The sequence below is a fragment of the Arthrobacter sp. 01N442 genome, from assembly GCF_056399345.1.
Map to the genome: position 1 here is coordinate 177,699 of NZ_JBFTRD010000006.1, position 17,019 is coordinate 194,717.

General features: G+C 68.3%; 16 protein-coding genes. 11 read left to right on the top strand and 5 right to left on the bottom strand.

From position 1 onward, the window contains the following. Positions 1–254 precede the first annotated feature (254 nt). Together AC1DNC_RS13810 and AC1DNC_RS13815 are read right to left on the bottom strand one after the other, a co-directional pair. On the bottom strand, positions 255–722 hold the full coding sequence (locus AC1DNC_RS13810) for a tRNA (cytidine(34)-2'-O)-methyltransferase (RefSeq protein ID WP_476863097.1): 468 nt from the start codon (positions 720–722) through the stop codon (positions 255–257). A 52-nt stretch (positions 723–774) separates the two neighbouring features. Further along, positions 775–1,746 carry a J domain-containing protein gene (locus AC1DNC_RS13815; RefSeq protein WP_476863098.1) on the bottom strand — a complete coding sequence of 324 codons (972 nt, stop codon included), beginning with the start codon at positions 1,744–1,746 and terminating at the stop codon, positions 775–777. Positions 1,747–1,871: 125 nt separating this feature from the next. On the opposite strand from AC1DNC_RS13815, the gene AC1DNC_RS13820 reads away from it, so the two are divergent. Then, the gene (locus AC1DNC_RS13820; RefSeq protein WP_476863099.1) at positions 1,872–2,774 is read left to right on the top strand and encodes a diacylglycerol/lipid kinase family protein; all 903 of its coding nucleotides are present in this window, start codon (positions 1,872–1,874) and stop codon (positions 2,772–2,774) included. A gap of 14 nt (positions 2,775–2,788) precedes the next feature. Further along, a complete protein-coding gene (locus AC1DNC_RS13825; RefSeq protein ID WP_476863100.1) occupies positions 2,789–3,460 on the top strand; it encodes a hypothetical protein in 672 nt (223 codons plus the stop codon). A gap of 36 nt (positions 3,461–3,496) precedes the next feature. Here the strand turns inward: AC1DNC_RS13825 and AC1DNC_RS13830 are convergent, their stop codons facing one another. Next, positions 3,497–3,910, bottom strand: a complete 414-nt coding sequence (locus AC1DNC_RS13830; RefSeq protein WP_476863101.1) for a hypothetical protein — start codon at positions 3,908–3,910, stop codon at positions 3,497–3,499. Between the two features lie 90 nt (positions 3,911–4,000). Here AC1DNC_RS13830 and AC1DNC_RS13835 point away from each other — a divergent pair, with 90 nt between their 5' ends. After that, positions 4,001–4,717, top strand: a complete 717-nt coding sequence (locus AC1DNC_RS13835) for a helix-turn-helix transcriptional regulator (RefSeq protein WP_476863102.1) — start codon at positions 4,001–4,003, stop codon at positions 4,715–4,717. Here the strand turns inward: AC1DNC_RS13835 and AC1DNC_RS13840 are convergent. Then, positions 4,704–5,579, bottom strand: coding sequence for a DMT family transporter (locus tag AC1DNC_RS13840; protein ID WP_476863103.1), 876 nt, complete (start codon positions 5,577–5,579; stop codon positions 4,704–4,706). The two genes, AC1DNC_RS13835 and AC1DNC_RS13840, sit on opposite strands and share 14 nt — an antisense overlap. A gap of 116 nt (positions 5,580–5,695) precedes the next feature. Between AC1DNC_RS13840 and AC1DNC_RS13845 the strand changes: the two genes are divergently transcribed. Beyond that, a complete protein-coding gene (locus AC1DNC_RS13845; protein ID WP_476863104.1) occupies positions 5,696–6,922 on the top strand; it encodes a cysteine desulfurase family protein in 1,227 nt (408 codons plus the stop codon). Here AC1DNC_RS13845 and AC1DNC_RS13850 read toward each other — a convergent pair. Continuing rightward, complete coding sequence (locus AC1DNC_RS13850) at positions 6,919–8,163, bottom strand: NAD(P)/FAD-dependent oxidoreductase (RefSeq protein WP_476863105.1); 1,245 nt, start codon at positions 8,161–8,163, stop codon at positions 6,919–6,921. The two genes, AC1DNC_RS13845 and AC1DNC_RS13850, sit on opposite strands and share 4 nt — an antisense overlap. Positions 8,164–8,348: 185 nt before the next feature. Between AC1DNC_RS13850 and mnmA the strand changes: the two genes are divergently transcribed. From mnmA to AC1DNC_RS13885, 7 genes are all read left to right on the top strand, one after another. After that, the gene (mnmA, locus tag AC1DNC_RS13855) at positions 8,349–9,473 is read left to right on the top strand and encodes a tRNA 2-thiouridine(34) synthase MnmA (protein WP_476863106.1); all 1,125 of its coding nucleotides are present in this window, start codon (positions 8,349–8,351) and stop codon (positions 9,471–9,473) included. Positions 9,474–9,789: 316 nt separating this feature from the next. Next, on the top strand, positions 9,790–11,424 hold the full coding sequence (locus AC1DNC_RS13860; protein ID WP_476863107.1) for an ABC transporter substrate-binding protein: 1,635 nt from the start codon (positions 9,790–9,792) through the stop codon (positions 11,422–11,424). A 132-nt stretch (positions 11,425–11,556) separates the two neighbouring features. Next, entirely contained in the window at positions 11,557–12,648 is a 1,092-nt protein-coding gene (locus AC1DNC_RS13865; protein ID WP_476863108.1) for an ABC transporter permease, read from the top strand. Between the two features lies 1 nt (position 12,649). After that, positions 12,650–13,684 (top strand): ABC transporter permease, encoded by a 1,035-nt coding sequence (locus tag AC1DNC_RS13870; protein WP_476863109.1) that lies wholly within the window; start codon positions 12,650–12,652, stop codon positions 13,682–13,684. Beyond that, the gene (locus tag AC1DNC_RS13875; RefSeq protein WP_476863110.1) at positions 13,681–15,396 is read left to right on the top strand and encodes an ABC transporter ATP-binding protein; all 1,716 of its coding nucleotides are present in this window, start codon (positions 13,681–13,683) and stop codon (positions 15,394–15,396) included. Before AC1DNC_RS13870 ends, AC1DNC_RS13875 begins: the two co-directional genes overlap by 4 nt. A 132-nt stretch (positions 15,397–15,528) precedes the next feature. Further along, complete coding sequence (locus AC1DNC_RS13880; protein ID WP_476863111.1) at positions 15,529–15,963, top strand: chorismate mutase; 435 nt, start codon at positions 15,529–15,531, stop codon at positions 15,961–15,963. A gap of 23 nt (positions 15,964–15,986) precedes the next feature. Next, positions 15,987–17,018, top strand: coding sequence for a uroporphyrinogen decarboxylase/cobalamine-independent methonine synthase family protein (locus AC1DNC_RS13885; protein ID WP_476863112.1), 1,032 nt, complete (start codon positions 15,987–15,989; stop codon positions 17,016–17,018). Position 17,019: the final 1 nt, after the last annotated feature.

Consider the following 17,019-nt stretch of genomic DNA (forward strand, 5'->3'; position numbering starts at 1 on the left):
CCGGACCGGGGGCAGAACGGACTTCGACAGTGCCGTGGTTGCCCGCAGCCCGTGGGGCCGGGCGTCTATCCGCCTGCATGATTGTCACCGCCCGCTCCTCGCTCCCTTCGACGCTCGCCGTTAATGGTCTCTCAGAAAGGATTCGGCGCGGCGGGGAAAACGGATGGGAAGGATTTCAGGGAATTTTGCCATCGCGGTTCGCGCCGGGGCTCGCAACAGGATCGACTCCAGGGCCGACGCCGGGGCCCGCGGCGCTAGAGCTTGGCGCCCGCGAATCCCTGCTGGCGCCACGCCTCGTAGACGGCGATCGACGCCGCGTTGGCGAGGTTCAGCGAGCGCAGCGCCGGCAGCATCGGCAGCCGGACGCGGGAGGTGACGTGCGGATCGTGTTTGACTTCCTCGGACAGGCCCACGGATTCCCGGCCGAACATCAGCACGTCCCCGGGCTGGTAGTTGATCTCCGTGTAGGAGGTCTCACCGTCGGAAGTGAAGGCGTAGACCCGCTCGGGCTGCAGCGCGTCCCAGGCGGCGTCGATGTTCGGGTGGACGGTGACGACGGCGAGGTCGTGGTAGTCCAGGCCGGCGCGGCGCAGCTTGGCGTCGGAGAAGTCAAAGCCCAGCGGCTCCACCAGATGGAGTTCGGCCCCCGTGATGGCGGCCAGCCGGATGGCGTTGCCGGTATTGCCGGGGATTTCGGGGCTGTGGAAGAGGATGCGGAACACGTTCCCATCCTAACGAGCCGCCGGGTTCCTGACGCATTCCCGGGCGCGTCCCCTAGTGCATGCCGCGCAGCATCCGGGCCAGCACCGGCACGTTGACAATGTTCGGGGCCGGCCCGGAACTGAGGAACTGCTTGAGGCCCCGGGCCAGGCCGGCGGCATTGACCACCTGTACGATCTCGTGGCTGTCGGTGCGGTCACGGGAGCGTCCGTGCCGGTCGATCACCGGTTCGTGCAGGTTGCCGTCGGTGCTGTGGACGACAGTCCACCCGGTGACATTCAGCTCCGGGAAAATGTCCTGCATCCTGCGCACCACGTGGGCCAATTGCGGCGGGGCGATGGACCGTCCGCCGTGGTTCAGCGTGCTGCCGTTCCAGGCGTAGGCTCCCGGCGGCAGCAGCATGGAGCCGATGATGGCCATCCGGTAGCCGGAGACCAGCACGTGGTCGATGTGGCTGTTGTCCGCGGGGGACTGCAGGCCGTTGATCAGCCGGGCTGCCGGGATGGCGGGCAGGATCTGCCGGGTGATCAGCTGCACCGTCCGCATTTCGCGCTGGATGCGTGCCTCGGCGCCGAAGATTCCCCGCCGCCGCGGCATGCCGTGGACCTGCTGCCGGGCCACCGACGCCGGAATCAGCGGCACCTCGCCCGCCGCCGCCACCTCCTCGAAGGACGGGACGTAGACCGGCGCATCCGCGGCGGTGTTGCGCGGCGTGTTGGGCCGGCGGACGTGTGCAGAAGACCGGCTGCCGGCGGCCGGGGCGTCGAAGTGCGCCCCTTCCTCGGCCGGGGCGGTGCGGCTGGAGAACGCGGTCCCGCTGCCGTAGGAGCGGTCGTACTCGGCCCGGCGCTTGGCATCGATCAGGGTCTCGTAGGCCAGGGTCACGCGGCGGAACGTGGCGGCGTCGCCCCCGTGGTCCGGGTGGGCCGTGCGGGCAGCCTTGCGGTAGGCCACCTTGATGTCCTTATCCGTCGCCGTGACGGGGATCCTGAGGACCTGGTAATGCGAGCTGTTGCCCTGCGTCAAGCAAGATTCCTTTGCGTCGGTGGAGCCGGCCCGGCCTGTACTTCCGGCGTGGACAGTTTAACCGGCTGGCGGAATAACGAGCGTGCAGCCGTGGATGGTTCCCGGCGGCTGGCATAATTCAGCGCATGAAGATTGCCCTCGCCGTCAACCCGCGCGCCTCCTTTGGCCGCGGCCGGCATGCCGGCCGGGAAGCGGCGGAGTGTCTTCGCGCGGGTGGCGCGCAGGTCCAGTTGCTGTGCGAGGAGAGCTACCAGGCGCTGTCCCGGGCCGTGGACAAGGCGGTGGCCGACGGAGTGGATGCCCTGGTGGTGGTGGGCGGGGACGGCATGGTGCACCTGGGCGTCAACGCACTGGCCGGCTCAGGAGCCCCCTTCGGCGAAACTCCGCTGGGCATCATTGCCAGCGGAACCGGAAACGACATGGCACGCGCGCTTGGTCTTCCGCTGCACGACATTCCGGCGGCCGCCGCACGCGTGCTGGCGGCCCTGCCTTCGGGCGGCCGACAAATCGACGCCGGCCGGGTCAGCTCGGGAGACCGGACGCACTGGTTCGCCGGGGTGGTGTCCGCGGGCTTTGACGCCGCGGTCAACGAGCGTGCCAACCGGTGGCGCTGGCCCCGCGGCAAGGCCCGCTACAACCTGGCCATGCTGCGCGAACTCGCCACCTTCCGTGCCATCGAGTACACCGTGACGGCCGACGGCGAACGCTGGCAGCAAGGGGCGATGCTGATTTCGGTGGCCAACGGGCAGTCGATCGGCGGCGGCATGAAGGTTGTCCCGGACGCCGCGCTCGACGATGGGTACCTGGATCTGTTCACCGTCGGTCCGCTGTCCCGGGCAGCCTTCCTGGCAGTGTTTCCAAAGGTCTTTTCCGGCCGGCACGTGGCCCACCCGTCCGTGCAGATCCGCCGGGTCCGGCGGGTGGAACTCGCGGCCGACGGCGTCGTCGCGTACGCGGACGGCGAGCGGATCGGGCCGCTGCCGCTGACCATCGACGTGGTGCCCGGCGCGCTCCGGGTGCTGGCATAGTAAGGGGGACGGGCATGGCTAGGACGGCGCCGCGCAGTGCGGCCGCACTGCTGCTGTTGCTACCGGTGCTGGCCGGCTGCAGTGTCGGCGTCCCGGATCCCGCGGCACCCCGGCCGGCGGGCAGCGCAGCCGCCACCCTCGCCACTCCGACCGTGACTCCGGGCTACGACGCCGAGGCGGTCGCTGCGCGGAACCTACCCTTCACCGCGGGGGACCGCCTCGTTGCCGGTGTGCCGGTGCGACTCTCCGACGGGCTGGGCGATGCGCCCCGCTGGAAGCCCGGCCGGCAGGACGTGGCCGGCGCCAGTGAGTATCGGAAAGCCGACGGCTGCCTGGTCGCCGCCAAGGTCCGGGTGAACCAATGGCCCCTGGTCGTGGCCGGCGATGACAAGGCGTCCACGGAGGCCCTCTTCCATTACCTGGACCCCAGCATCCTGCCGTCCTACCTCAAGACCACATCGCTGCGCTGGGGCGGCGAACCGGGCAAACCGGGCCCAAAGGTCGAGGTGCTGGCGCTTGAGGGCGGCAAAAGGAGCGGGAAGCGGGTCACCGCCAGCTATGCCCGGCTCTTCGCCAAGGTCGGCTCATCCGTCTACGTCTCCGTCTCCTGCCCGGACGCCGCGGCGCTCGCGGCCGCACGTGCCGACGTCGCCGCCCGGCTGGCCGTGCTGCCGCCGTCGACCTGACCCGCTGAGGGGCAGGACGGCGGCCGCAGCGGCGGGCTAGCGGATCCTCGCGGGCGAGAGCCTGTTGAGCGCCAACGCCGCGACCAGCAGGCCGAAATCGCGCAGCGCCACGTCGAAGTAGCTGCCCAGGACCAGCAGGTTGATGATGATGCCGAGCAGCCACACGGCCACCAGCAGGGAACCGAAGCGCGGCCGGACCGCGACGGCAAGGCCTGCGACTATTTCAACGACGCCGACGACGTACATGAAACTTGTCGCCGGCAACGGGACGACCGAGGTGGCCACCGGGGCCAGGTACATCGTCCAGTCGGTCAGCACGTTGGTGAACTTGTCCACGCCGAAAATGATCGGCGCCACCGTGAAGACCGTGCGCAGCAATAGGAAGGCCTGCCGTTGGGAAGCGGCCGCCGCCGTTGGGGCCGGGGCCGCCAGTGTTGTTGGAGATTTCATTGCTCGCTCCTTCTAAAATTGGATGCTCTGATTTTAGAATGGGAAGCAGGGTTAAGCAATGGATCTTGTTTTTAGAGTTAGGCTGATTCCATGAACCGCTTTCCGTGGAGCCGCAGGATTGCCGCCGTCGCGTCGCTGGGCGATGAAAACCGCAGGCGTCTCTTCGACTACGTCGCCGCAGCGGATCAGGCGGTGGGCCGCGATGACGCGGCCGGAGCCCTCGGGCTGGCGCGGAGCACGGCATCGTTCCACTTGGACCGGCTGGTCCACGACGGCCTGCTGGCGGTGGAGTTCCGCAAACTTGGCGGTAAGGAGGGGCCAGGCTCGGGCCGGCCGGCCAAGCTGTACCGCGCGGCCGTCCGGGAGGTCTCGGCATCGGTCCCGGAACGCAATTACGACCTGGCCGCTGAGCTGCTGGTGACGGCGATTGAACACTCCGTGGCCGACGGCGGTTCGGCCCGGGACGCGCTGCTCAAGGCCGCGCGGGCGCGCGGCCTGGCCGCGGTTAAAGGTGCGGGCGAAGGTGCCGGCGCCGCGGACTTCGCCGAGCTGCTGGCCGCCGAGGGTTACCGGCCAGCGGACGACGGCGCCGGCGACGGCGGCCTGGTCTTGCTCAACTGCCCGTTCCACCAGGTTGCCCAGGGCCATGCGGAGGTGGTCTGCGCCATGAACGGCGCGTTCCTGGGCGGAGTCGCAGCAGCCTGCGGCGTGGACCCCGGGCGGGTGGAAGCACTCGATATCGAGGAACTCCGGGCAAAGGGAGCGGCCGCGCCTGCCCAGTGCTGCGCCAGGATCAGGCCGCTCTGAGCCTCGCCCGGCCCTTGAGGCCGGTCAGCAGCACGCCGGCAACAACAATGATGCCGCCGGCCACTTGCACGAGTGTCAGGGGCGTGCCCAGCGCAAGGGTGATGACAGCGGTGAAGACCACCATCAGGTTCAGGTAGTTCCCCGCGGTGCCCGGCGGCGTGGTCCTCAGGGCCAGGTTCCAGAACAGGTAGGCGCCCAGCGAGGGGAAGACGACAATGTAGGCCAGCGACCAGCCTTCCGCCGGGGTCTCCGGCAGCCGGACGTGCAGGGCCGCGGCGAAGGGGGTCAGCGTCACGGCGGCCATGGCCACCTGCACCGCGGTGGCGGCGATGGCCGGAATGTCCAGCCGGCGGGCGATGATCGTGTAGCTGGCCCAGACCACGATGGCGCCGAGCATCATGAGTTCGCCGGTATTGATTGAGAGGCTGGACAGCCGCTGCAGCTCGCCGCGGGTCAACACCAGCAGCACGCCCACGAGCCCCAGCCCGATGCCGAGCCAGCCCAGCCGTGTGGTCCGCTCGCCCAGCAGGAAAACTGCCATCACCACGATCAAGGCCGGGTTCGCCGCGGTAATCAGGGAGGCGTTGAGGGCAGAGGTGTAGCCCAATGCACCGTACAACAGCAGGGTGTAGCCGCTCATGCCGAGTGCGCTCAGCAGCAGCAGCACGGGCCAGCGGCGCAGGACCGCCCGCCAGTCCGGCTTTTCCACGAAGTGGGCCAGGGCGAGCAACGGCAGGGCGGCCAGCGCCCAGCGCCAGAAAGTCAGGTCCAGCGGGCTCATTGACGCGACCGCCGCCTTGCCAACGACATAATTTCCGGACCAGAACACCGTGGCCAGGACGAGGTACAAGGGCGCTTTCACCGCTCGAATGTACACCAGGGCCCGGCCCTCGGCTGCAGTCCCGCGGCGCTGTCCTCGAGCTTCCCCGCGGTTCCGTCCCGCTGGGGCTGAATGTGCTCCCACGGTAGAATTGGCCTGTGTCCGTATACCTAGACCACGCTGCCACCACGCCGCTCGCCGCGGAAGCGCTGACCGCGCTGACGCGTGAGCTGGCCCGGACCGGCAACCCGTCCTCGCTGCACGGGGCCGGCCGCCGTGCCCGCCGGGCCGTCGAGGATGCCCGCGAGGCACTGGCCGCCGCAGCCGGAGCGCACCCTTCGGAGGTCATCTTCACCTCCGGCGGGACGGAAGCGGACAACCTGGCCGTCAAGGGACTCTACTGGGCCCGCAACGCCGAAGACCCCAAGCGGACCCGCATCCTCTGCTCCGCCGTCGAACACCACGCGGTCCTGGACACCGTCGAATGGCTCGAACGGCACGAAGGAGCCGACGTCCGCTGGCTGCCGGTCGACGAACATGGCGTCCTCGACCTGGCCGCGCTGGAGGCGGAACTCGCCGACGATCCCGGCGCGATCGCGCTGGTCACCGTCATGTGGGCCAACAACGAGGTGGGGAGCCTGCAGCCCGTCGGGGAAATCGTGCGGCTAGCGCATTCCGCGGGGGTGCCCGTGCATTCCGACGCCGTTCAGGCGTTCGGCTCTGTTCCGGTGGATTTCCGCGAAACCGGCCTGGACGCGATGTCCATTTCCGGCCACAAGATCGGCGGCCCCGTGGGCGTCGGCGCCCTGCTGCTTGGCCGCGCCGTCAAACTGACCCCGGTCCAGCACGGCGGGGGACAGGAGCGCGACGTGCGCTCCGGCACCCTGGACACCGCATCCATCGCCGCCTTCGCCGCCGCGGCGGAGGCGGCCACCCGAAACCTGGCCGCCGAGTCCGAGCGGATCTCGGCGCTCCGCGACCGCCTGATCGACGGCGTCCGCGCGGCCGTGCCGGAGGCTGTGCTCCGCGGAGCCCCCGGGGCGCACCGGCTGCCGGGCAATGCGCACTTCACCTTCCCCGGCTGCGAGGGCGATTCGCTCCTGTTCCTGCTGGACCTTGCGGGGGTGGAATCCTCCACCGGCTCCGCCTGCACCGCCGGCGTACCCCGGCCCTCCCATGTGCTGCTCGCCATGGGCCTGGATGAGGACACGGCCCGGGGCGCCCAGCGCTTCACCCTCGGCCATTCATCCACCGACGCCGACGTCGACGCGCTGCTCGCGGCGCTGCCCTCGGCGTATGAGCGTGCCCGCCAGGCCGGGATGGCCGGCCACGAGTCCAGCATCCAGACCGCGGGTACGCTCGCCCGCCAGGCCGCAGCAGGCTAGTCCGCGGGCAGCAGTTGCTCCAGCGGGACATCCGGATCCGCCAGCGAGTCCGGGTTGACCGCGGACCGTGCGGTGATGAGTGCCTTGATGGCTTTTTGCGGTTTGTCGGACCTCGGCCAGTTGACGTTCATGCCGGCGACCACGCGGCCCTCACGCTGCCAGAAGGCGAGAAAGCTCCTCTCCTCCACGGAGCCGCGGAGCACGGGCGGCCCCTCGACCAGGCTGCCGAAGCCCGAGTACTCCATGCTGACGTCGTATTGGTCCGTGTAGAAGTAGGGAACCGCATCCAGCACCGCGTCCCGGCCCAACATCGCCCGGCCAGCGACCTTGCCGCCGTTGAGCGCATTGGACCAGTGCTCGCTGCGGTGGTGGCTGCCGGTGAACGGGTGCAGCGCGTTGGCCACGTCACCGGCGGCAAAGACGCCGGGCGCCGAGGTCCGCAGCGAGGCGTCCGTGAGGATCCCGTTGTTCAGCTCGATACCCGAGGCCGCGGCAAGCGAGGTTTCCGGCACTACGCCTACCGCGACCACCACAAGGTCGGCGGCCAGGACCTCGCCCGCATCGGTGCGGACCCCGGTGACCCGGCCAGCCTCGCCCATGATCTCGTGAGCCGACGCCGGGAGCCGGAACCGGACACCGTGGGACTCATGCAGCGACCGGAAGAACCTTCCCAGTTCGGGACCGATCGCGGCCTCCAGCGGAACCTGCTCCAGGCCCAGCAGCGTGACAGTGTTGCCGTACGAGCTCGCCGCGGCCGCGAGCTCCATCCCGATCCAGCCCGAGCCGACCATCACCACATTCCGGCCTCCGCCGGCGAGGGCATCCCGGAGCCGGCGGCTGTCCTCCAGCGTCCGGAACGTCATCACCCCGTCCAGGCCGCTGCCGGGAAGCGGAATCGAGCGCGGACGTGCGCCGGTGGCCAGCAGGAGCGCGGAATAGCCGAGCCGGCCGCCGTCGCCGAGCGCCACCGTGCGGGCCGCGGTGTCCAAGCCGGTGGCCGGGACGCCCAGCCGGAGGTCGACGTCGTTCTCCCCGTACCAGGCTGGCGGAACCACCGGGAGGGCTTCCTCGCCGTCCTTGCCCAGGAGATACTCCTTAGACAGCGGCGGCCGCAGGTAGGGGGCGTGCGGCTCCTCGGCGAGAAGGGTGACGGGGCCCTCGAAGCCCTCCGCCCGCAGCGTCTTGGCGGCGGTGGCCCCGGCCAGGCCGCCACCCACAATCACGATGTTTTCAACAGCCATGTTCGCGCGTCCCGCCTGTGCGTTTGCCGGTGCTTTTTCTAAAACCGTTAATGCCGACGTTAGAAGCGGGGGGTGCCGCCGTCAAGACCTTTTTGGGGCAGGATTCGGCGTGGCGATAGAATTGCGGGGCAGGCGTTGTGTTATTCAACTGCCCGCGACCCTCCTGATTCCTAGAGAAAGCCAGCATGCGAGTTCTTGCAGCCATGAGCGGCGGCGTCGATTCAGCCGTTGCCGCAGCCCGCGCCGTCGAGGCCGGACACGACGTCGTCGGGGTCCACCTCGCCCTCTCGCGCATGCCCGGAACGCTGCGCACCGGCAGCCGCGGCTGCTGCACCATCGAGGATTCGCGTGACGCCTGGCGGGCGTGCGACGTGCTCGGCATCCCGTACTACGTGTGGGACTTCTCCGAGCGCTTCAAGGAAGACGTCGTCCAGGACTTCATCGACGAATATGCCGCCGGCCGCACGCCAAACCCGTGCATGCGCTGCAACGAGCGGATCAAGTTCGCCGCGCTGCTGGAGAAGGCGATCGCGCTGGGGTTCGACGCCGTCTGCACCGGCCACTACGCCAAGGTGATCACCGACGCCGAGGGCAACCCCGAGCTGCACCGCGCCGCGGACTGGGCCAAGGACCAGAGCTACGTGCTCGGCGTCCTCACGCACGAACAGCTCCGGCACTCGATGTTTCCGCTCGCGGATACCCCTTCCAAGGCCGAAGTCCGGGCCGAGGCCGAACGCCGCGGACTTTCGGTGGCGAACAAGCCGGACAGCCACGACATCTGCTTCATCCCCGACGGCGACACTGCCGGCTGGCTGGCGGAGAAGATCGAGATGACCACCGGCGACATCGTGGACGAGTCCGGTGCCAAGGTCGGCGAGCACCCGGGAGCCAACGCCTTCACCGTCGGCCAGCGCCGCGGACTCAAGCTGGGCACCCCGGCAGCCGACGGCAAGCCGCGCTTTGTGCTGGAAATCCGACCCAAGGAAAACAAGGTGGTGGTCGGGCCCGAGGCGCTGCTGGCCATCGACGAAATCCGGGGCATCAAGGTCTCCTGGGCGGGACTGCCGATCGCCGAGATCGCCACCGGCGAGGAGTTCGACTGCTACGCCCAGGTCCGCGCCCATGGCGACCCCGTCCCGGCAACCGCCCGGATGGACCACGCCGGCGGGTCCGGTGACCTCGTGGTGACGCTGGCGGAGCCGTTGCGCGGGGTCGCCCCCGGCCAGACTGTGGTGCTCTACCAGGGCAGCCGGGTCCTCGGCCAGGCCACCATCGACGCCGCGCGCTCCCTGCAGCGCGCCGCCCTCTAGATCGTTCCACCGAAGCGCCGAGTTCAGAAGCGCCGCTCGCCATAGGCGGGCGGCGCTCCTGGCGTTAACGGGCACCCCGGCGGTGGACATGTCCGAAGGCCTTCGGCGCAGGCTCAGGGGTGCCGGAAATCCGGGCGGAATCCCGAAGAATGCGATAAGTTCCCCGTGTTCGTGTAAATTTTGTGTCTCAACTCACAAGATGCAGCGATTCGTCCGTGGTCTTCTGGTTGAATCTAGGAATCAGGACAGTGTGCTGCCCCTCGAGTCAAGCTACTTCGGGCTGCGCACTAGTACTCATCGAACAGAAAGTTCACAGATGGCAATGAACAAAAAGGCCCTGCAGAGCGCCATCGCGCTTGCCGGGGTTTCCGCCTTTGCATTGACGGCCTGCACCGGCCCTTCCGGCGGCGGAACGTCCTCCGGCAGCGCCGCAGGCGGAGGCACCATTACTTACGGCACCACGGACAAGGTGGTCACCCTTGACCCCGCCGGCTCCTACGATGCCGGCTCCTTCATGGTGATGAACCAGATCTACCCGTTCCTGATGAACTCCAAGCCCGGAACGGCTGACTCCACCCCGGACATCGCCGAGTCCGCATCCTTCACGAGCCCGACGGAATACACCGTCAAGCTCAAGTCGGGCCTCAAGTTCGCCAACGGCCACGCCCTGACGTCCTCGGACGTGAAGTTCTCGATCGACCGCGTCATCAAGATCAACGATGACAACGGTCCGGCCTCCCTGCTGGGCAACCTAGCTTCGGTGGAAGTCAAAGACGACTCCACCGTGGTCTTCAAGCTCAAGGAAGGCAATGACCAGGTCTTCCCGGGCGTGCTTGCCGCGAACGCCGGTCCGATCGTCGACGAAGAGGTCTTCTCCCCGGACAAGCTGATGAGCGACGAGGACATCGTCAAGGGCAAGCCCTTCGCTGGCCAGTACACGATCGAGAGCTACAAGAAGAACGAGCTCGTGAGCCTCAAGGCCAACCCGGACTACAAGGGTCTGCTTGGCAAGCCGGCAAACGACAGCGCCACGATCAAGTACTACGCGGACTCCAACAACCTCAAGCTCGATGTCCAGCAGGGCAACATCGACGTCGCCGGCCGCAGCCTGACCGCGACCGACGCCGCCGACCTCGAGAAGGACTCCAAGGTCAAGGTCCACAAGGGCCCCGGCGGCGAGCTCCGCTACATCGTCTTCAACTTCGACACCATGCCGTTCGGCGCCAAGGCTGCCGACGCCGACCCGAAGAAGGCACTCGCCGTCCGCGAAGCGATAGCAGACATCGTTGACCGCGACGCGATCGCCAGCCAGGTCTACAAGGGCACCTACCTGCCCGCGTACTCCGTCGTCCCGGACGGCTTCGTCGGCGCCATCAAGCCGCTCAAGGACATGTACGGCGACGGCAACGGCAAGCCGAGCCTCGACAAGGCCAAGAAGGCATTCAGCGACGCCGGCGTCACCGCCCCGGTCACCCTGAAGCTGCAGTACAACCCGGACCACTACGGCAAGTCCTCCGGCGACGAGTACGCCATGATCAAGGAGCAGCTGGAGAAGTCGGGCCTGTTCAAGGTTGACCTGCAGTCCACCGAGTGGGTCACCTACTCCAAGGACCGCACCAAGGATGTCTACCCGGTTTACCAGCTCGGCTGGTTCCCGGACTACTCCGACGCCGACAACTACCTGACCCCGTTCTTCATCCCGGGCAACTTCCTCAAGAACCACTACGAGAACCCGACTGTCACGGCGCTGATCAAGAAGCAGCTCACCACCGTTGACAAGACCGAGCGCGAAAAGGTGCTCGGCGACGCCCAGACGGCCGTCGCCAAGGACCTCTCCACGCTGCCGCTGTTGCAGGGCGCCCAGCTCATGGTCGCCGGCAAGGACGTCCAGGGTGTCGAAAAGACCCTCGACGCGTCCTTCAAGACCCGTCTTGGTGTGATTTCCAAGTAGGTCCATTCCCCATCCGGTCCTGACCAGCCAAGGAGGCGGGGCGCCCGCGCGGCGTCCCGCCTTTCTTGCTGATGGCGGGACAACCGATTCCCGAAGCCCACGAAGCCGACGGAAGCACAAATTTAGGTACCAATGACAACACTTATTGAGGCGCCGCCCAGCGACGCCGACGGCCTATTGCCGACAAAGAAAAAGGCGTCCGGTGGGGGACTGGGCCAGTACATCCTGATCAGGTTCCTGCTGATCTTCCCGACCATCTTCATCCTGGTCACGCTCGTGTTCTTCCTGATGCGGATCACCGGTGACCCGATCACTGCCGCCCTCGGCGGACGGCTCCCGCCGGAGCAGTTGGCGGAGCGCATCCACGCGGCCGGCTACGACCGGCCCATCTTCGTGCAGTACTTCGAGTACCTCGGACAGCTGATCACCGGCAACTTCGGCACCACGCTCTCGGACAACCGCCAGGTCTCCGAGATGCTGACCACCTACGGTTCGGCGACGCTGGAGCTGTCCATCAACGCGCTGATCGTGGCCCTGCTCGTGGGCATCCCGCTCGGCATGATCGCCGCGCACCGCCGCGACAAGGCAGCCGACGCCGTGCTGCGGATCTTCGCGATCCTCTGCTACGCCACACCCGTCTTCTTCGCCGGCATGCTGCTCAAGCTGACCTTCTCGGTCTGGCTGGGCTGGCTCCCGGTTGCCGGGCGGGCCAAGACCTCCACGGAACTGGCCCTCACCGCGCTGGAGACTCCCACCGGCATCTACTGGCTGGATGCCCTCCGCAGCGGCAACATGGCCGCACTCGGCGACGTCACCGCCCACGCGGTGCTGCCCGCCGTCGCTCTTGGGCTGCTGACCGCCGGCATCTTCCTGCGGCTGGTGCGCACCAACGTGATCGGCACCCTCGGCAAGGACTACGTGGAGGCCGGACGCTCACGCGGCGTCAGCGAATTCCGCCTGGTCACCAAGCACGCCTACAAGCCGGCCCTGATCCCCATCATCACCGTGATGGGCCTGCAGATTGCCGTCATGCTCGGCGGCGCCGTGCTGACCGAGACCACCTTTGAGTGGAAAGGCCTCGGCTTCCAGCTCGCGACCTACCTGACGGCCCGCGACTTCGTGGCCGTGCAGGGCATCGTGGTGCTGCTTGCCGTGATCGTGGCCGTGACCAACTTCATCGTGGACATTGTCGCCGCGCTGATCGACCCCCGCGTGAGGTACTGACATGAGCATCGAACCAACTATTGCGGCAGAAGCCCGCAGGGACCCCTGGTACCGGCGCCTGCCGGTCGTCTCGCACTTCAACAAGAGCGTCGGCCTGCAGCGCGGCATGCTCGTCACCGGGCTCATCCTCACCGGGCTGTTCCTGCTCACCGCGATTTTCGCCCCGCTGATCGCGCCGTTCGGCTTCTCCCAGATTTCCGACGCCGACGGTAACTTCCCGGCCCAGCAGGCCCCCGGCGGCAAGCACCTGCTTGGCACCACCGTGGGCGGCTACGACGTGTTCTCCCGCGTCGTCTGGGGCGCGCAGACCGCCGTCATGGTCATCATCGTGGCGGTCATCATGTCGATCTTCATCGGCGTCATCCTCGGCCTGGTCAGCGGCTATATCGGCGGCTGGCTGGACCGGATCCTCGTGGTCATCGCCGACGCCGTGTACGCCTTCCCGTCCCTGCTGGTCGCCATCGTCATGGCGATCGTGATCAGCGGCGGACGCTCCAGCCTGTGGGGCGGCATCCTGGCCGCGGCAATCTCGATCACCGTGGTCTTCATCCCGCAGTACTTCCGCGTCATCCGCGCCGAAACGATCCGGCTCAAGGCCGAACCGTTCGTCGAGTCGGCCAAGGTGGTGGGTGCGTCCAACATCAGGATCATGACCCGGCACATCTACAAGAACGCCACCCGCACCTTGCCGCTGATCTTCACGCTGAACGCCTCCGAAGCCATCCTCACCCTCGCGGGCCTGGGCTTCCTGGGCTTTGGCATCGAACCGACCTCGGCCGCGGAGTGGGGCTTCGACCTCAACAAGGCGCTGGCGGACACCACCTCCGGCATCTGGTGGACCGGTGTCTTCCCGGGCCTGGCAATCGTCCTCACCGTGGTGGGGCTGACCCTCGTCGGCGAAAGCATCAACGACCTCAACGACCCGCGCCTGCGCGGCCGTAAGAAGGCCGCTCCCGGCAAAGCCGGACCCACCCCCGCCGGACCCACCCCCGCCGGCAGCCAGGCGGCGGCATCAGCAGAAGTGAGCAGTTCATGACCACCAATATCGGATCCGTATCGGACCAGCCCGCCCGCGGCGCCGGGCCTGTGCTGGACATCGACCACCTCAGGGTCACCTTCGCCACCGACGCCGGGGACGTCTACGCGGTGAAGGATGTCAGCCTCGAGGTCAACCCGGGCGAGGTCGTCGCCATTGTTGGCGAATCGGGCTCCGGCAAGACCGTTACCGCCAAGACCATCCTGGGGCTGCTGCCGGAGACGGCCATAAGCTCCGGCGCCGTGCTGATCAACAGCAACAACGTGATCAGCGTCAGCGCCTCGAAACTGCGCGAAATCCGCGGCCGCGACGTGGCGATGGTGTTCCAGGAACCGTCGACGGCGCTCAACCCCGTCTTCACCGTGGGCTGGCAGATCGCCGAGGGCATCCGCGCCCATGCCGGACACGGGGGAGCCGGCAAGGTCAGCGCCAAAGAAGCCAAGGCGCGCGCCATCGACGCCCTGCGGAAGGTAGGCATCCCGGATCCGGAGACCCGGGTCAACTACTACCCGCACCAGTTCTCCGGCGGCCAGAAGCAGCGCGTCGTCATCGCCGCCGCGCTGGCGCTCAACCCGGGCCTCATCGTTGCCGATGAGCCGACCACCGCCCTGGACGTCACCGTGCAGGCGGAAATCCTGGAACTGCTGCGTGACCTGCGGGACCAGTACGGCACCTCGATCGTGCTGATCACGCACAACATGGGCGTTGTGGCCGACCTCGCCGACCGCGTCGTCGTGATGTACCAGGGCGACGTCGTCGAGGAGGCCAGCTCCCGGGTGCTGTTTGCCGAACCGAAGCAGGACTACACGAAGAAGCTCCTGGCCGCCGTCCCGCACCTGGGCCGGAACTCCGCCTCGGCGGGGATGACCGAACGGGCCCACCAGGGCGGCAAGGTGCTGGTCGAGGCCAAGAACCTCACCATCGAGTACCCCGGCCGGCTGGGCAGCCCCGCGTTCAAGGCCGTGGATGGTGTGAACTTCACCCTGTCCGAGGGTGAGGTCTTCGGCCTCGTCGGCGAATCGGGTTCCGGCAAGACGACGATCGGCCGTGCCATCGCGGGCCTGAACAAGACCACGGGCGGCAGCCTGAAGGTGCTGGACTACGAGATGCTCAATCTCAAGGAGCGCACCTTCAAGCCGCTGCGCAAGCAGATCGGCTTTGTCTTCCAGGACCCGGCGGCGTCGTTCAACCCGCAGCTCACCATCGGCGAGTGCATCGCCGAGCCGCTGGTCATCCACACGAAGCCGACGCCGGCGCAGGCACGCCAGCGGACCCGGGAACTGCTCGAATCGGTGCAGCTGCCGGCGGCCTACGCCGACCGGTACCCGCACGAGCTCTCCGGTGGCCAGCGCCAACGCGCCTCGCTGGCGCGGGCACTGATCCTGAACCCGAAGCTGCTGATCGCCGACGAGCCAACGTCGGCGCTGGACGTATCGGTGCAGGCCAAGGTGCTGGAGCTGTTCAAGGAGATCCAGGCAGAGTTCGGGTTCGCCTGCCTCTTCATCAGCCACGACCTCGCCGTGGTGGACATCCTCTCGCACTGGGTCGGGGTGCTGTACAAGGGCAAGATGGTGGAGCAGGGCCTCGGAAACCAGGTGATGGGGCACCCGCAGCACGACTACACCAAGAGGCTCATCGCCTCGCTGCCGGTCCCGGATCCGGACGAACAGGCACGGCGCCGCGAGGAATTCCGCGCGGTACTCGGAGCCTGAGAGCCGGCCTCGCCGGCCCTGCCGGGGAAGCACCGGCCGCACCACGGGACATGCCCGCCGTTCACTGCGAACGGCGGGCATGTCCCGCTTAACACCCGGCGGGACACCCGTGCCAGCCCCTACACTGGACGAATGACCGAGCAGAACCTGAACCTTCCCGACGCAGATTCCTATGACCCCACGGCCAGTTCGCTGGCCGGGCACGTGGATCCCGCGGTGATGGCGGAACTGCTCTCCATCCGCTCCAGCATCGACAACATCGATGCCACCCTGGTCTTCCTCCTGGCCGAGCGCTTCAAGGCAACGCAGAAGGTCGGTTTCCTCAAGGCCGCGCACAAGCTTCCCGCGGGGGACCCGGGCCGGGAGACGGCCCAGATCGCCCGCCTGCGCCGGCTCGCCGCCGAAGCGCACTTGGACCCGGCATTTGCCGAGAAGTTCCTGAACTTCATCATCGGCGAAGTGATCCGCCACCACGAGGCCATCGCCGAGGATCACGAGGCCGCCGCGCACGAGGCCGCACACCGCGCCTCGGCTGCCGCGGACCCCGCCGTTACTGCCGAGGCGTAGCCGTGGCCGTGCCTGATGTCCGCTTGTCTGATGTGCCCGGCCAGGTCACGGCCACCGCGCTTGGGCCGTGGCCGGGGGAGGACCCGGTTGAAGCCGCCCGCATCATCCGCGGCGAGCTCGGCAGCCCGCACCTTCCCTTCCTCGCCGAACTCCCGGACCGCGGCGTCGGCTCAGACGCCCTGGGCCGGACCGCGTCGCTGCTGGAGGGCCTCGCCGTCGACGTCCAGCCCCACGGCTGGCGCCTGGTCGACCGGCCGGGGAAGGACCTCCTGCGGGCCCGTTCGGCGCTGTCCACGGATATCAACGTCCTGGCCGACGTCGTCGGGGCCGAGGACACGCCGGCCTCGGAACTCAAAATCCAACTGCGCGGCCCACTCAGCCTCGCTGCCGGACTGCACCTGCACAGCGGGGAGCGGGCCCTCATCGACTACGGCGCGCGGCGGGACCTTGCGGCCTCGCTGGCCGCCGGGGTGGGCGCCTACCTGCGCCGGGTGGCTGCGGCGGCGCCGGGCGCCGGACTGGTGGTGCAGCTGGACGAGCCGGACATCGCCGCGGTCATGGCCGGCACCATCCCCACCGCCAGTGGCTACCGCACCCTCCGCGCCGTCGCGGGATCCGAAATCACCGAGGCCTGGCGTATTGTCATCGACGCCTTGAGGGATGCCGGGGCGGCCGAAGTCGTGGTCTGCGTGCCCGAAGTCGAGGCTCCCTTCGACCGGATCCTCGCCGCCGGCGCGGACGGGATCGCGGTGCCGCTGCGGGCCCTGAGCTCCCGCCAATGGGAACAAATCGCCGGTGCGGTGGAGTCCGGGAAACGCTTCTGGGCGGGGGCGTTGCCGGTCGATGATCCGGCCGCGGTGCTGCCGCGCGTCCCTGAGGCGGTGGAAATGCTCTGGCGCCCGTGGCGCCAGCTCGGCCTCCCGCCAGCCGCGCTGGGCGCCGTCCGGGTCACGCCGTCGGCCGGCCTCGCCGGTCACACGCCGTCATCCGCGACGGCGGTGCTGACCCGGCTGACCCAGCTGGCCGACGGGCTGAACCAGATCGCGCTCGGGTAGG

Bases quoted from the DNA above. Each gene is read 5' to 3' on its own strand.
- AC1DNC_RS13825 (WP_476863100.1), top strand. From the start codon at position 2,789: ATGGCTAGGACGGCGCCGCGCAGTGCGGCCGCACTGCTGCTGTTGCTA.
- mnmA (WP_476863106.1), top strand. From the start codon at position 8,349: ATGCGAGTTCTTGCAGCCATGAGCGGCGGCGTCGATTCAGCCGTTGCC.
- AC1DNC_RS13865 (WP_476863108.1), top strand. From the start codon at position 11,557: ATGACAACACTTATTGAGGCGCCGCCCAGCGACGCCGACGGCCTATTG.
- AC1DNC_RS13860 (WP_476863107.1), top strand. From the start codon at position 9,790: ATGGCAATGAACAAAAAGGCCCTGCAGAGCGCCATCGCGCTTGCCGGG.
- AC1DNC_RS13870 (WP_476863109.1), top strand. From the start codon at position 12,650: ATGAGCATCGAACCAACTATTGCGGCAGAAGCCCGCAGGGACCCCTGG.
- AC1DNC_RS13880 (WP_476863111.1), top strand. From the start codon at position 15,529: ATGACCGAGCAGAACCTGAACCTTCCCGACGCAGATTCCTATGACCCC.
- AC1DNC_RS13820 (WP_476863099.1), top strand. From the start codon at position 1,872: ATGAAGATTGCCCTCGCCGTCAACCCGCGCGCCTCCTTTGGCCGCGGC.
- AC1DNC_RS13850 (WP_476863105.1), bottom strand. From the start codon at position 8,163: ATGGCTGTTGAAAACATCGTGATTGTGGGTGGCGGCCTGGCCGGGGCC.
- AC1DNC_RS13830 (WP_476863101.1), bottom strand. From the start codon at position 3,910: ATGAAATCTCCAACAACACTGGCGGCCCCGGCCCCAACGGCGGCGGCC.
- AC1DNC_RS13835 (WP_476863102.1), top strand. From the start codon at position 4,001: ATGAACCGCTTTCCGTGGAGCCGCAGGATTGCCGCCGTCGCGTCGCTG.
- AC1DNC_RS13875 (WP_476863110.1), top strand. From the start codon at position 13,681: ATGACCACCAATATCGGATCCGTATCGGACCAGCCCGCCCGCGGCGCC.